The 14250-nt window shown below is 68.7% G+C and carries 14 protein-coding genes and 2 riboswitches; of the genes, 11 read left to right on the top strand and 3 right to left on the bottom strand.

Annotated elements, in window-relative coordinates:
* Positions 1-12 precede the first annotated feature (12 nt).
* Entirely contained in the window at positions 13-999 is a 987-nt protein-coding gene (gene ispH / locus ACP7AI_RS06875; protein WP_426165468.1) for a 4-hydroxy-3-methylbut-2-enyl diphosphate reductase, read from the bottom strand.
* Between the two features lie 147 nt (positions 1000-1146).
* Here ispH and ACP7AI_RS06870 point away from each other — a divergent pair, with 147 nt between their 5' ends.
* The 8 genes from ACP7AI_RS06870 (at position 1147) to ACP7AI_RS06835 (ending at position 9032) form a co-directional block, all read left to right on the top strand.
* Positions 1147-1773 (top strand): hypothetical protein, encoded by a 627-nt coding sequence (locus ACP7AI_RS06870; protein ID WP_426165466.1) that lies wholly within the window; start codon positions 1147-1149, stop codon positions 1771-1773.
* 74 nt (positions 1774-1847) lie between these two features.
* A riboswitch (glycine riboswitch) is annotated at positions 1848-1945 on the top strand.
* Between the two features lies 1 nt (position 1946).
* A riboswitch (glycine riboswitch) is annotated at positions 1947-2052 on the top strand.
* A gap of 49 nt (positions 2053-2101) precedes the next feature.
* Complete coding sequence (gcvT, locus tag ACP7AI_RS06865; RefSeq protein WP_426165464.1) at positions 2102-3211, top strand: glycine cleavage system aminomethyltransferase GcvT; 1110 nt, start codon at positions 2102-2104, stop codon at positions 3209-3211.
* The gene (gcvH, locus tag ACP7AI_RS06860; RefSeq protein ID WP_426165462.1) at positions 3208-3579 is read left to right on the top strand and encodes a glycine cleavage system protein GcvH; all 372 of its coding nucleotides are present in this window, start codon (positions 3208-3210) and stop codon (positions 3577-3579) included. The genes gcvT and gcvH overlap by 4 nt, the downstream gene beginning before the upstream one ends.
* On the top strand, positions 3579-4346 hold the full coding sequence (locus ACP7AI_RS06855; protein WP_426165460.1) for a class I SAM-dependent methyltransferase: 768 nt from the start codon (positions 3579-3581) through the stop codon (positions 4344-4346). The genes gcvH and ACP7AI_RS06855 overlap by 1 nt, the downstream gene beginning before the upstream one ends.
* Positions 4347-4349: 3 nt before the next feature.
* Positions 4350-5717, top strand: a complete 1368-nt coding sequence (gene gcvPA, locus ACP7AI_RS06850; protein ID WP_426165458.1) for an aminomethyl-transferring glycine dehydrogenase subunit GcvPA — start codon at positions 4350-4352, stop codon at positions 5715-5717.
* Positions 5714-7270, top strand: coding sequence for an aminomethyl-transferring glycine dehydrogenase subunit GcvPB (gene gcvPB, locus ACP7AI_RS06845; protein ID WP_426165456.1), 1557 nt, complete (start codon positions 5714-5716; stop codon positions 7268-7270). Before gcvPA ends, gcvPB begins: the two co-directional genes overlap by 4 nt.
* An 86-nt stretch (positions 7271-7356) precedes the next feature.
* Positions 7357-7722: a BlaI/MecI/CopY family transcriptional regulator gene (locus ACP7AI_RS06840; protein WP_426165454.1), complete on the top strand. Its 366-nt coding sequence runs from the start codon at positions 7357-7359 to the stop codon at positions 7720-7722.
* Positions 7719-9032 carry a M56 family metallopeptidase gene (locus ACP7AI_RS06835; RefSeq protein ID WP_426165452.1) on the top strand — a complete coding sequence of 438 codons (1314 nt, stop codon included), beginning with the start codon at positions 7719-7721 and terminating at the stop codon, positions 9030-9032. Before ACP7AI_RS06840 ends, ACP7AI_RS06835 begins: the two co-directional genes overlap by 4 nt.
* A 13-nt stretch (positions 9033-9045) precedes the next feature.
* Here ACP7AI_RS06835 and thpR read toward each other — a convergent pair whose 3' ends face one another.
* Together thpR and ACP7AI_RS06825 are read right to left on the bottom strand one after the other, a co-directional pair.
* Positions 9046-9597 (bottom strand): RNA 2',3'-cyclic phosphodiesterase, encoded by a 552-nt coding sequence (gene thpR / locus ACP7AI_RS06830; protein ID WP_426165450.1) that lies wholly within the window; start codon positions 9595-9597, stop codon positions 9046-9048.
* Positions 9594-10250, bottom strand: coding sequence for an arylesterase (locus ACP7AI_RS06825; protein ID WP_426165448.1), 657 nt, complete (start codon positions 10248-10250; stop codon positions 9594-9596). Before ACP7AI_RS06825 ends, thpR begins: the two co-directional genes overlap by 4 nt.
* Before the next feature lie 22 nt (positions 10251-10272).
* Here ACP7AI_RS06825 and ACP7AI_RS06820 point away from each other — a divergent pair, with 22 nt between their 5' ends.
* The 3 genes from ACP7AI_RS06820 to ACP7AI_RS06810 are packed head-to-tail and all read left to right on the top strand — an operon-like array spanning position 10273 to position 14195.
* A complete protein-coding gene (locus ACP7AI_RS06820) occupies positions 10273-10992 on the top strand; it encodes an ABC transporter ATP-binding protein (protein ID WP_426165446.1) in 720 nt (239 codons plus the stop codon).
* A gap of 15 nt (positions 10993-11007) precedes the next feature.
* Positions 11008-11715, top strand: coding sequence for a dienelactone hydrolase family protein (locus tag ACP7AI_RS06815; RefSeq protein WP_426165444.1), 708 nt, complete (start codon positions 11008-11010; stop codon positions 11713-11715).
* Positions 11712-14195, top strand: coding sequence for an ABC transporter permease (locus tag ACP7AI_RS06810; protein ID WP_426165442.1), 2484 nt, complete (start codon positions 11712-11714; stop codon positions 14193-14195). The genes ACP7AI_RS06815 and ACP7AI_RS06810 overlap by 4 nt, the downstream gene beginning before the upstream one ends.
* Positions 14196-14250: the final 55 nt, after the last annotated feature.

Below are 14250 nucleotides of genomic sequence, written 5' to 3'. Positions count from 1 at the left end.
GAAACGCCGGCCCTAGTCGGCGACGAGGGCGCGCGGCAGCTTGAAGACCACCTGCTCGACCGCGGTGGTGATGTTCTCGGTGGTCACGTCGAAACGCCCCGACAGGGCCAGCAGCACTTCCTGCACCAGCACCTCGGGCGCCGAGGCGCCGGCGGTGATGCCCATCGTCGCGACCCCGTCGAACCACGCCCAGTCGATGTCGCTGGCTCGCTGGATCAGATGCGCCGCCGCACCCTCGCGCTCGGCGACTTCGCGCAGCCGTTGGGAATTGGAGGAGTTGGTGGCGCCGATGACCAGCACCAGGTCGCAGCGCGGTGCCATCGCCTTGACCGCGGCTTGGCGGTTCGATGTGGCATAGCAGATGTCGTCACCCTTGGGTCCGGTGATCGACGGGAAACGGCGCTGCAGCTCCGTCACCATGTCGGCGGTATCGTCGACCGACAGCGTCGTCTGGGTCAGGAACCCCAGCTTGTCCGGATCGACAACCGTCACCTTGCGCGCGTCATCGAGCGTCTCGATCAGCGTCATGGCGCCATCGGGCACCTGGCCAAAGGTGCCGATGACTTCGGGATGGCCCTGGTGGCCGATGAACAGGATGTGGCGCCCGGCCTCGACCAGCCGCTCGGCCTGACGATGCACCTTAGACACCAGCGGGCAGGTGGCATCGAGATAGTTCATCTGCCGCGCCTCGGCAGCGGCCGGCACCGACTTGGGCACGCCGTGCGCCGAGAACACCACCGGCACACCCTCGGGCACCTCATCGAGTTCCTCGACGAACACGGCGCCCTTGGCCTTCAGCGTGTCGACGACGAAGCGGTTATGGACGATCTCGTGCCGCACGAAGACCGGGGCGCCGAAACGCTCCAGCGCCAATTCGACGATATGGATGGCGCGGTCGACGCCGGCACAAAAACCGCGTGGCGCGGCGACCAGCACGTCGAGGCGCGGCAAGGTGGCGGGCACAGCCGCGGGCAGGGGTGAAAGGGCGGATGCGGTCATGCAGCGCTGATAAGGCATCGTCGCGCGGCGCGCCACAGGCTTGTCGCGCCGGGCGGCCAGGCGACGACTTGTCGCCACCGGCGGCTTGCGCCTAAAGAACAACGGCTGGCGGCGTTGGCTGCCAGGCGCCCGAAAGGTTCTCCGCACGTGCCGTACCAGCGTCCCATCGCGCTTCTCGCCCTCGCCGCCGGCCTGGCTGTCGCCGGCTGCCAGAAGAACCCGCTGCTGGTCAGGCGCTCGGGTTGCCCGGCGGTGGCCATCCCGACCTATGCCGGCGATGTGACGCTGTTTCGGCCCGGCACCGCGCCCGATGCCAACAATGTCGACCTGGTGGCGACGATGACCAACGTCCGCGAAACCTGCAACGACACGACCGACGTGCTGTCCACCAGCGTTACCTACGACATCGTGGCGCGGCGGACCAATCCGGCCGGCGCTCGCACCGAGACGCTGCCGGTGTTCGCGACCGTCGTGCAGGGCGGCAACCTGATCGTTTCCAAACAGATTGGCGCCGTCGCGATCACCTTTGCCGACGGCCAGGCCCGGGCGATCGGCCGCGGCGGCACGGGCGCGCGCGTGGCGCGATCGGCGACGATGCTGCCGGCCGACATCCAGTCGAAGCTCGACAAGAAGCGCAAGGCCGGCGACATCGATGCCGCGACCGATCCGATGTCCGATCCGCAGGTCCGCGCCGCCGTGCGTGCCGCGAGTTTCGAGCTGTTGGTGGGCTTCCAGCTCGGCGAGGCCAACCTGGCCTACAACGTGACAAAATAGCGCCGACGCTGCAGCGCATCATTGACTCTGCGGCGGCCATCCCGCAGGTGTCGGGCGTCGTCGGGGGCAACCTCGGCGCCAGCGCGGGAGAGTGCCGAGGGTGGAAGCCCTAGGCCGCCGAAGGAGCAAGCCGCCCCCGGAATCTCTCAGGCAAAAGGACCGCGCTGGCGTATCTGCGACACTCTGGAAAGCGGGCGCGCCTGACGGCGGCGCCCCACCGAAGGGGTAAGTGGCGCGCGCGCCATGAAAGCTCTCAGGTCCGGTGACAGGTGGGGGCAGGCGCTGGGGGAATCACCTCTCACGCCGGTGACTGTTGCCGGAGGTCCGCGTGGCCACAACTGAAGACGCCGCCCTCGCTCTCCCGCTCGATGCGCTGCACCGCCGCCTTGGCGCGCGCATGGTGCCATTCGCCGGCTATGCCATGCCGATCCAGTATGAAGGCATCATCGCCGAGCATCTGTGGACACGGGCGCATGCCGGGCTGTTCGATGTCAGCCACATGGGCCAGCTGCTGGTGGCGCCGGTCGAGGACAAGGCGCTGGAGGCGATGCTGCCGGGCGACATCACCGGGCTGGGCAACGGGGTGCTGCGTTATTCGCTGCTGCTCGACCCGCATGGCGGCATCCTCGACGACCTGATGGTGACGCGCCGCGACCATGACCTCTATCTGGTCGTCAACGGCGCCGTGAAGGCCGCCGACATCGCGCACCTTCGCAGCGGTGGCATCAGTGTCGATCATCGCGACGACTGGGCGCTGTTGGCGCTGCAGGGGCCCGAAGCGGTGACCGTGCTCGATCGGTTGGTGCCGGGCGTCGCCGACCTGCGCTTCATGCGTGCCGGCGCCTTTGTTTGGGCCGGCCATGACCTCTGGGTCAGCCGCTCGGGCTACACCGGCGAGGACGGCTTCGAGATCTCCATCGGCGTTGCCGGCGTGGAAGCCTTTGCCGAGGCGCTGCTGGCGGCGCCCGAAGTCAAGCCGATCGGGCTGGGCGCGCGCGATTCTCTGCGGCTGGAGGCGGGCCTGCCGCTGTATGGCCATGACCTCGACCCCGGCACCAACCCGATCGAAGCCGGGCTGGCGTTCGCCATTTCCAAGCGCCGCAAGACCGAAGGCGGTTTTCCCGGCGCCGACATCATCCTGGGGCAGTTGCTGGGCGGCGCGCCGCGCAAGCGTGTCGGCCTCGCCGTCGATGGCAAGCTGCCGGCACGCGAGGGCGCCCTGGTATTCGCGGGCGATGTCCAGGTCGGCACCGTCACCTCGGGCGGCTTTGCGCCCAGCGTCGGTGCGCCGATCGCCATGGCCTATGTTGCCGCCGCCAACGCGGCTGATGGCACGCCGCTGGAAATCGAGGTGCGCGGCCGGCGGCTGGCGGCCACCGTTGTGCCGATGCCGTTCAAACCCAAGAACTATGTCCGAGCCGAAGGGAGCAACGCATGACGCTGTATTTCACCCAGGAGCATGAATGGCTCGACGTGACCGGAGATACCGCCACCGTCGGCATCACCGATTACGCCCAGGGGCAACTGGGCGATGTGGTGTTCGTCGAGGTGCCCGAAGCCGGGCGCGTGGTGGTCAAGGGCAAGGAAGCGGCGGTCGTCGAATCGGTCAAGGCGGCATCCGACGTCTATTCGCCGGCCAGCGGCACTGTGACGGAGGCCAATGCCGCGCTCGCCGAAGACCCGGCGCTGGTCAACACCGCCCCCGAGAGTGATGGCTGGTTCTTCAAGCTGACGCTGTCCGACGTATCCGAACTCGAGGGCCTGATGGACGCGGCGGCGTACAAGGCGTGGGTCGCAACACTCTGATGACCACCGGCTCCAGCCATGCGTGGGATCCGAATCTCTATGCGACCCATGCCAGCTTCGTGCCGGCGCTGGGCGCGCCGGTGCTCGACCTGCTGGCGCCGCAGACCGGGGAACGCATCCTGGACCTTGGCTGCGGCGACGGCGTGCTGACGCAGAAGCTGGTGGCGGCTGGGGCCACGGTCGTGGGCATCGACCCCGATAAGGCGATGGTCGCGGCTGCGCTGGAAAAGGGCCTGGATGCCCGCATCGGCGATGCCCGGCAGTTGGCATTCGCCCAGGAATTCGACGCGGTGTTCACCAATGCCGCGCTGCACTGGGTCGGCGCACCGGCGCAAGTGACCGCGGGCGTCGCGCGTGCGCTGAAACCGGGCGGGCGGTACGTCGGGGAATTCGGTGGCCATGGCAACATCGCCGCCATCCGCGTCGCGCTGCGGGCCGTGCTGAAGGCGCACAACTATCGCGTCGAGCCCGACGAGACGAGTTACTACCCGACCGCCGAGGCGTTCCGCGCCGTGCTCGAGGCCGGCGGCTTCATGGTCGAAAGCTGCGCCATCATCCCGCGGCCGACACCGATCCCCAGCGGCATGTCGGCCTGGCTCAATACGTTCCGAGGCGGCTTCATCGATAGCGCCGGGGTGCCGCCGAACAAGCGCCCCCAGATCATCGAGGATGTGCGCGCCCTGTTGCGCCCGGTGCTCGCCGATCCCGAGGGAAACTGGATCGCCGATTACGTCCGCATTCGTTTTTCCGCTCGCCTGCCGGAGTAGTTCATGCGCTATCTGCCCCTTACCCAGCCCGACCGCGAGGCCATGCTCGGCGTCATCGGTGTCCCCGATATCGATGCGCTGTTCGCCGATGTGCCCGAAAGCGCCAGGCTGACCGCGCCGATCGCCGGCCTGCCGATGCACAGCGCCGAAATGCTCGTCGAACGCGAGCTGTCGGCGATGGCGTCAAAAAATCTGACCGCCGGCACGGTGCCGTTCTTTGTCGGTGCCGGCGCCTACAAGCATCATGTGCCGGCGACCGTCGACCATATCATCCAGCGCGGCGAGTTCCTGACGGCCTATACGCCGTACCAGCCCGAGATCGCCCAGGGCACGCTGCAGGTCCTGTTCGAATTCCAGACTCAGGTGGCGCGCCTGCTCGGCATGGAAGTCGCCAACGCCAGCATGTACGACGGCTCGACCGCAATGACCGAAGCGGTGTTCATGGCGCGCCGCGTCACCCGCCGCGCGAAAGCAATCGTGTCGGGCGGCGTCCACCCGCATTATGTCGGCGTGTTGAAAACGCTGACCCGCTTCACCGATGACGAAGTGGTGACGCATGTGCCGACGCTCGCCAGCGGCAAGCCCGGCGACGATCTCGATGCGCTGATCGCCGCGGTCGATGCCGGCACCTCCTGCGTCGTCGTCCAGAACCCGAACATCTTTGGCCATGTCGCCGACCTGACCCCGCTGGCGGACGCCTGCCACAAGGCGGGCACGCTGCTGATCGTCGTCGTGACCGAGGTGGTGTCGCTGGGCGCGATCAAGTCACCGGGCGAGATGGGCGCCGACATCGTTGTCGGGGAGGGTCAGTCGATCGGCAACGGCCTGAACTTCGGCGGGCCGTATCTCGGCCTGTTCGCCTGCCGCGACAAGCATGTGCGGCAGATGCCGGGGCGGTTGTGCGGGGAGACCGTCGACGCCGATGGCAAGCGCGGTTTCGTGCTGACGCTGAGCACCCGCGAACAGCATATTCGCCGCGAGAAGGCGACGAGCAATATCTGCACCAATTCAGGGCTTTGCGCACTGGCGTTCAGCGTTCACCTGACGTTGCTGGGCGAAATGGGCCTGCGCAAGCTCGCCAGCCTCAATCATGCCCGCGCCGTGCAGCTGGCGGAGCGGCTAGGCCGCATCCCGGGTGTCGAACTGGTGACGACGCAGTTTTTTAACGAGTTCACGCTGCGCCTGCCGGTGGATGCGCGCCCGGTCATCCGCAAGCTTGCCGAGCGCCAGGTGCTCGGCGGCGTGTCGCTGGGTCGACTGTTCCCCGGGGTCACCGATATTGCCAAAGGTATGGTGGTGGCGGTCACCGAAACCGCGACGGATGCCGATTTCGACGCATTCGAAGACGCTCTCGACGAGGTGCTGGCATGACGGCGATGAACAATGTGGGTCGCGTGACGCGCATCGAAGGCGCGGGTTCGGTTGCCGAAACCTGGACCGGCAACCGCGCGCTGATGCTTGAAGAACCACTGCTGTTCGAACGCGGTGCGCTCGATCGCTGCGGGGTCGACCTGCCGACGGTGCCGGTCGTGCAGGATCGCCTCGCCGGGCTCGGCCGCGCCGATCCGATCGGGCTGCCCGGCCTGTCGGAGCCGGAGGCGGTGCGCCATTACACGCGCCTGTCGCGGCAGAACTATGCCATCGACCTCGGCATTTTCCCGCTGGGCAGCTGCACGATGAAGCACAACCCGCGGCTAAACGAGAAGATGGCGCGGCTGCCGGGCTTTTCCGACATCCACCCGCTGCAGCCGCAGGCGACGGTGCAGGGCGCGCTGCAGCTGATCGACACGCTGGCGACCTGGCTGAAGACGCTGACCGGCATGCCCGAAGTGGCGATGAGCCCCAAGGCAGGCGCCCATGGCGAATTGTGCGGCATGCTCGCCATCCGCGCGGCGCTGGAGGCGCGTGGTGACGCGCGCAAGGTCGTGCTGGTGCCCGAAAGCGCCCATGGCACCAACCCGGCGACGGCGGCCTTTTGCGGCTATGCGGTCGAGAACATTCCCGCGAACGCCCGCGGCCGCGTCGATGTCGCGGCGCTGCTGGCGCGGCTGGGGCCGGACGTCGCCGCGGTGATGATCACCAACCCCAACACCTGCGGCCTGTTCGAACCCGACCTGGTCGAGATCTGCGCCGCGGTCCATGCCGCCGGCGGTTTCGTCTATTGCGACGGCGCCAATTTCAACGCCATCGTCGGCCGCGTTCGCCCCGGCGATCTCGGCGTCGATGCCATGCACATCAATTTGCACAAGACGTTCAGCACGCCCCATGGCGGCGGCGGACCTGGCTCGGGTCCGGTGGTGTTCTCGGCAGCATTGGCGCCGTTCGCGCCGCTGCCGTTCGTCCGCAAGACCCGCGACGGGCTCGAACTCGTCGAGGAAATGCAGGCCCGCGACAGCCGCGACCATGACCAGTCGTTCGGCCGCATGGTCGCCTTCCACGGCCAGATGGGCATGTTCGTCCGCGCGCTGGCGTACATGATGAGCCATGGCGCCGACGGGCTGCGCCAGGTCGCCGAGGATGCGGTGCTCAACGCCAACTACATCCTCGCCAGCCTGAAGGACGTCTATACCGCGCCGTTCGCCGCCAGCGGGCCCTGTATGCACGAGGCGCTGTTCTCGGATGACTTCCTCCACGACACCGGACTGACGACGCTAGACCTCGCCAAGGCGATGATCGACGAGGGTTTCCACCCGATGACGATGTATTTCCCGCTCGTCGTCCATGGCGCCATGCTCGTCGAGCCGACCGAGACCGAGAGCAAGGCCAGCCTCGACCAGCTGATCGGCGCGATGCGCTCGATAGCGGAGCGAATGCTCGCCGACCCCGACGCCTATCGTAGTTCGCCGCATCTCGCGCCGCGCCGCCGCCTGGACGAGACGGCCGCGGCGCGCAAGCCGGTGCTCAGCTACAAGGACGCCGCCTAACGCACTATGCCGGCCACCGACACGGCTTGACCACAATTGTAGTTGTGATAACTACAACTGTAGTTCAAGTCGAAGAGGATGGCGGAATGGAACGGATCAGCGACGCCGAAGCTGCCGTCATGATGGTGTTGTGGGATCACAATCCAGCGACGGCACAGGATGTCGCCGACCGCGTCCCGGCGAAGCGTGCCTGGTCGGCGAATACGGTCAGGACGCTGCTGGCCCGGCTGGTCGCCAAGAAGGTCGTCGCTCATGAGGCCGACGGCCGGCGCTATCTCTACCGCCCGCTGATTGCGCGCGGTGATTATGTCGCCGGTGAATCGCAGCGGCTGATCGATCGTTTCTTCGGCGGGCGCCTGACGCCGCTGGTCGCGCACCTGGCCGAGCGCGACAGCCTGGGCGCCGACGAGATCGCCGAGATCCAGGCCTTGCTGAAGGACCTGAAGCCATGACCGCGCTGATCGCCTGGGGGCAGGGGACGCTGCTCGCCAGCGCGGTGCTGATGGTACTTGTGCTGGTCCTGCGGAGGCCGGCGCGGTACCTGATGGGGCCGCGGCTTGCCTATCTGCTGTGGGTATTGCCGGCGCTGCGCCTGGTGCTGCCGCCGCTGCCGGCCGTTATCTGGGGCAGGCTGCCGGTTGGCGGTGTTGCCGACATGACGGTGCTGTTCGCCGGCCCGCAGTCCGACGGCGTCACCGGCGCGGCTTCGTCAGGTTCGGTCGGCCTCACGCTCGCCGCGATCTGGCTCACCGGCGCCTTGGCCCTGCTCGCGACCTATGCGGTGCGCCATGCCTGGTATTGCCGCAGCTTGTTGGCAAGCGCCGCGGACTATGGTCGCATCGACGGCATCCGCATCGTAACCGCGGATGTCGCAGGGCCGCTTGCATTCGGCGTTCTCCGCCGCTGCATCGCCGTGCCGCGCGACTTCAACCGGGACTATACTCCTGCCGAACGGGCGCTCGCGCTGGCGCATGAGCGCGCGCACCACGCACGCGGCGACCTCCTCGCCAACTGGCTGTCGCTGGTCGTGCTGGCGGCGCACTGGTGGAATCCGATCGCCTGGGCCGCTGTCGGCGCCTTCCGCGAAGACCAGGAGATCGCCGCCGATGCCCATGTGCTCGGCGGCCGCCCGCGCGCGACGCAAGCGCTCTATGCCCATGTTCTCGCCAAGGCTGCGGGGGTCGGCGCGCTCCCCGCCTGCAACTTCAACGCGCGCTCCAACCTGAAAGGACGACTGCTGATGATCGGTCAACATTCCAAGTCGCGCCGCCGGCTTGCCCTTGGCGCCGTGCTGCTGCCGTTGTTCGGCGGCGCCGCTCTCGCCGCCACCGCCGCTACCTCGCCCGCCACCAGTGGCCGCCAGGCGGTGACGATCGGTGTCAAGCCCGATGGTGCCGGCAGCTATATGTTGATCGTCGGCGCCGCTGCCGTCGCGCCCGGCGCGCCGCTGCCCGGCGGTATGGTGCTGCCAGCCGACTTTTCAGCCGCGGGCGGCTGTGACTTGAAGGCTGGTGCCAGGCCCCATGCCATGGCCATCAAGGGCAGCGGCACGACGCAGACCTACACGGTCATGTGCGGCAGCACCGGCCCGGCACCGGTGCGCGCGACGCTGTCCGAAGGCATGACCAGCCTGCAGGCCATGCGGGCGTCGGTGGCGTCGCAGCCGGCCTCGGCGGTGTTCCCCGAGGCCGAACGGACCCATGCCCTGGGTGCCATCGACCGCTCGATCGCGGAAGTCCGGCAGTCGATCGCGACGCTTTAGACCGCGGAGCGCCCTACCGTATCTCCCGTCCGCTGCCGGCGGGCGGGAGATAGCGGTCGACGACACTATACTCCGACCCATCCCGGCCCATCCGGCTTTCCCAAAGCGCAAACCCGGTCACGTCGAAGGGCGCCACCGGCAGCGGCAGCAGTGGAAAGCCGCCCATCGGCCCGGCGTCACGGCCGAAGCGGGCGACGGTGATGTGGGGGACAAACGCGCGTGTTTCGGGCGACACGCCCACCCGGACCAGCGCCTGGTCGACGCGCCTTGCCAGCGCCGCCACCTCGGCCTGCGGCGTCACCCCGACCCAGAGCGTGTCGATCCGCCCGCGCCGGTCGAAGGTGCCGATATCGCCCAGCGCCAACTTGAACGGCACGACATGGACGCTGCCCAGCGCCGCGGCGATATCGCGGGCCTGGTGGCGATCGACCTCGCCGATGAAGCGCAGCGTCAGGTGCAACTGCGCATCGGTCTGCCAGCGGGCGCCGCTGACGCCGCCCATCGCCCCCAGCAGCCGGTCGCGGACCGGCGGCGGCAGCTCCAGCGCGACGAAAAGGCGGATCATTTGATCTTGGCGAGCTCGCGCTCGACGGTCGGCAGGATGCGCCTGACGATGACCTTCACCCCGGCCGGCGTCGGGTGCAGGCCGTCGCCCAGCTGCATGCCCGGCACCGCGGCGACGCCATCCATGAAGAACGGGTACAGCGCGACGCCCTGCGACTTGGCCAGCGCCGGGTAGATGGCGTTGAACTCGCGTGCATAGGCAGCGCCCAGGTTGGGCTGTGCCAGCATGCCGGCCAGGATGACGCGAATGCCCTTGGCCTTGAAGGCGCTTATGGTCGCGTCGAGATTGGCCTTGGCCGTCGCTGGCGATTGCCCGCGCAGCATGTCGTTGGCACCGAGTTCGAGGATGACCACGTCGGGCTTGGCCTTCGCACCCGCCAGCACCCAGTTGACCCGCGCCTTGCCTTGCGCGGTCGTGTCCCCGGAAACCCCTGCCGGGATGACGGTGATGGCATGGCCCTTGGCCTTCAACGCCGCCTGGAGCTGCGGGGCAAAGCCTTCGCCGGGGCGCAACTGGTAGCCCGCCATCAGGCTGTCACCGAATGCCAGCACGGTCTTCGCCGTCGCCGCCTGCGGCAACGTCGCCAGCCCCAGCAGCAATGCCGACTGGTAAAGCCTGCGCAAAATGCCATATCGGCGAACAGTCGAACGCATCCGTCACTCCTTCAGGACCAGCATGACAGACCATATCGTCATCGATGCCCAGGATGTCACCCTCCGCTTCGGCGTCGGCGATGCCGCAGTCGAAGTGTTGCGCGGGGTCAGCCTGATGGTCCGGTCAGGCGAACGCGTTGCGATCCTGGGGCCATCGGGGTCCGGCAAGTCGTCGCTGATGGCGGTGCTGTCGGGCCTTGAAAAGGCGACGTCGGGCAAGGTGATCGTCGCTGGCGCCGACTTTTCGGCGCTCGACGAGGATGGCCTGGCCCGTGCCCGTCGCGGCCGCATCGGCATCGTGCTGCAGGCGTTCCACCTGATCCCGACGATGACCGCCGAGGAGAATGTCGCGGTGCCGCTCGAACTTGCCGGCATTGCCGACCCCGAGGCGAGGGCGCGTGCCGAACTGCAGGCTGTCGGACTCGGCCATCGCATGGCGCATTATCCGACGCAATTATCCGGCGGTGAGCAGCAGCGCGTCGGCCTGGCGCGGGCGATCGCCGCGCGGCCGGCGCTGATCTTTGGTGACGAGCCGACCGGCAACCTCGACGAGGCGACCGGTGATGCGGTGGTCGAACTGCTGTTCGGGCGGCTGGCCGAGACCGGCGCGACGCTGATCCTGATCACGCATGACGCCGCACTGGCGCAGCGCTGCGACCGCATCATCGAGATGAAGGACGGCCATATCGTCGCCGACCATCCGACCGCGGCCGCCACGGCGCTCCGTGCCATCGCCGAATAACCGGAGCCTGCGCCGATGCCGACCTTCAACTATTTCGACGACGATGCTGAATGCGAGGGCTTCATCGCGCTTCCCGAGGGTGCCGGCCCGCGCCCGGCGGTGCTGATCGGGCATAACTGGGCGGGGCAGGGCCAGGCCGATATCGAGATCGCCGATCGGCTGGCGGCGATGGGTTATGTCGCCGTCGCGATGGACGTCTATGGCAAGGGCGTGCGCGGCGGACTCACCGACGACAACAGCGCGCTGATGATGCCGTGGATGGTCGACCGGGCGGCGCTGCGCCGGCGCCTGCTGGCGGCGGTTGGCGCGGCCGCAGCGCACCCGGCGGTCGATGGCGACCGGATAGCCGTCATCGGCTATTGCTTCGGTGGCTTGTGCGCGCTCGACCTGGCGCGGTCCGCCGACCCGCGGGTGAAGGGTGCGGTCAGTTTTCACGGCAGCTACGCGCCGCCCGCCATCGGCGAACAGGCCCCGATCACCGCCAAGATACTCGTCCTCCATGGCTGGATCGACCCGATCACGCCGCCCGACGCCACCGTGGCGCTGGCGCATGAGCTGGAGGCGGCCGGCGCCGACTGGCAGATCCATGCCTATGGCCGGACCGCCCATGCCTTCACCTTCCCGGGCGCCAACAACCCCGCCGGCGGCATGATGTACAATGCCGACAGCGATCGGCGCTCGTGGCGCTCGCTGACCGATTTCCTCAGCGACCTCTTCGCTTGAGCCTGCCGCTGCGCTTTGCACTGCGGGAGCTGCGCGGCGGCCTGTCTGGGCTGCGGCTGCTTGCCGTCTGCCTGATCCTGGGCGTCGCGGCGCTGGCCGGCGTCGGCAGCCTGGCCTCGGCCATCACGCAAGGGCTGTCGGAGCGCGGCCAGCTGGTGCTGGGCGGCGATGTCGAGGCCGACCTGACCAGTCGCTTTGCCACGCCTGCCGAGCGGGCGCTGCTGGAACGCCAGGGCATCGTGTCGGAGGTCGTACGGCTGCGCGCCATGGCGGCGCGGGTCGGCAGCGACGATCGCCTGCTGGCGGAGGTCAAGGCGGTCGACGGCAACTGGCCGCTCTATGGCGATTTCCGGATCGAGGGTGGTGCCCGGCTGTCGCCCGGAACCGCCGCGATCGCGGCGGCGCTCGGCGACAAGCTGGGGCTGAAGGCCGGCGACCGGCTGACCATCGGCGCGGGTGAATTCACCGTCGCCGGCGTCGTCGCCGAAGAACCCGACAAGGCCGGGGAGGGTTTCGGTTTTGGCCCCGGCGTCATCATCCGCCGCGCCGACCTCGATGCCACCGGCCTGCTGGCGCCGGGCAGCCTGTTCCGCACCCATTATCGCCTGAAGCTGCCGCCCAACATCGCGCCGCCCGTGGTCGTCGAAAGGCTGCGCAAGGCCGCCCCCGACGCCGGCTTTCAGTACCAGGACCGCAGCAACGGTGCGCCGGGGACGCGGCGGTTCGTCGACCGGCTCGGCCAGTTCCTGACGCTGGTCGGGCTGACAGCGCTGGTCGTGGCCGGGGTCGGCGTCGCCGGCGGAGTCAGCGCCTATCTCGGTGCCCGCACCCGGACGATTGCCACGCTGAAGACGCTCGGCGCCGATACCGCGACGATCCGCGCCGTCTATCTGTGGCAGATCGGCCTTGTTACGCTGGGTGCCGTCGTCATCGGGCTGGCCATCGGCGCGGCAACGCCGTGGGTGGCGGTGCAGTTCGCCGCCGACAGCCTGCCGGTGCCGCCGTCGCTGCGCCCGCAATGGGCGGCGCTGGCGAGTGCTGCGGCCTATGGCGTGCTGATCGCGCTGGCCTTTGCACTATGGCCGCTGGCGCAGGCGGCGCGCATGCCGGCGGCGCGGCTGTTCCGCAGCCTGACCGAACGCCGCGATCGCCCCGGCATCGGCATCGTCGCGGTGATGGCTCTGGCGGCGGCGGCGATTATCGGCATCGCCGTGGGCAATGCCACCGACCGGCTGTTCGTGCTCGGTTTCATCGGTGCGGCGCTGGGGTTGATCGCGCTGCTGTGGGGGCTGGCGGCGCTGGTCGCCTGGGCGGCGGCCCGGGCGCCGCGGCCGCGCGGCACGCTGGCCCGGCTGGCGCTGGCCAATCTCCACCGCCCCGGCGCCCCGACCCGGCAGCTGATCGTGGCGCTCGGCCTTGGCCTGACCTTGTTCTCGACGCTGGCCGTGATCGAGACCAACTTTAACGGCCAGATCAACCGCACGCTGCCCGATCGCGCACCCAGCTTCTTCGTCATCGACATTCCCAACCAGGATCTGGCGGCGTTTCGCGCTGTCGTGGCCAAGGCGGCACCCGCTGCCGAGATCACCACGGTGCCGTCGCTGCGTGGGCCGGTGACCGCGGTGAAGGGCGTGCCGGTGGCGCAGATGAATGTCCCGCCGGATGCGTGGATCCTGCGCGGCGATCGCGGGCTCAGCTATGCCGCAGATTTCCCGCCGGCGAACACGTTGGTGACAGGGAAATGGTGGCCGCGCGATTATGCCGGGCCGCCGCTGGTTTCCATCGACCATGACGCCGCCACGGCGCTGAACCTGAAGATCGGCGACGAGCTGACGGTCTCGGTGCTCGGCGTTGACGTGACGGCCAGGATCGCCAGCACCCGCAAGATCGACTGGCAGTCGCTGGGCTTCAACTTTGCCATCCTGTTCGCGCCCGGCACGCTGGAGGCGGCGCCGCACAGCTGGATGGCGACGTTGGCGGTGCAGCCCGCCGAGGAACGCGCCGTCCAGGGCGGCATCGGCCGCGCCTTTCCGACCGCATCGATCGTCCGCGTCAAGGACGTGATCGGCCAGGTCGGCGACTTGCTGCGGCAATTGTCGGCGGCGATCCGCGCCGCGGCGTCGGTGACCGTGGCGGCCGGGATCGCGGTGCTGGTCGGTGCGCTGGCGGCGGGCGCCCGGGCGCGGACCTATGACGCGGTGCTGCTGAAACTGCTCGGCGCGACCCGTGGCCAGGTAGCGCGGGCGACGCTCGCCGAATATGGCCTGCTGGCGCTGATGGTGGCCGGGCTGGCGCTCCTGCTTGGCGGCTTTGCCGGCTGGTATACGGTGACGCAGGTCTTCAAGCTCGAATGGCAGCCCGACTGGTGGCCGGTGGTGGCGACCGTCCTCATCGGCGGCGCGGTGACGGTGCTGCTCGGGCTGGCCGGCTCATGGCCGGCGTTGTCGGCCCGGCCCAACGTTGTGCTGCGGGACCTGTAGCCGCGGATTACAATTGCGTCATGCGCCGGCATTGAAAAGCATCGGGCAATGAACG

The sequence above is a fragment of the Sandarakinorhabdus sp. DWP1-3-1 genome (assembly GCF_049896705.1).
GTDB lineage: Bacteria > Pseudomonadota > Alphaproteobacteria > Sphingomonadales > Sphingomonadaceae > Sandarakinorhabdus.
This window is presented reverse-complemented; position numbering and strand designations above follow the sequence as displayed.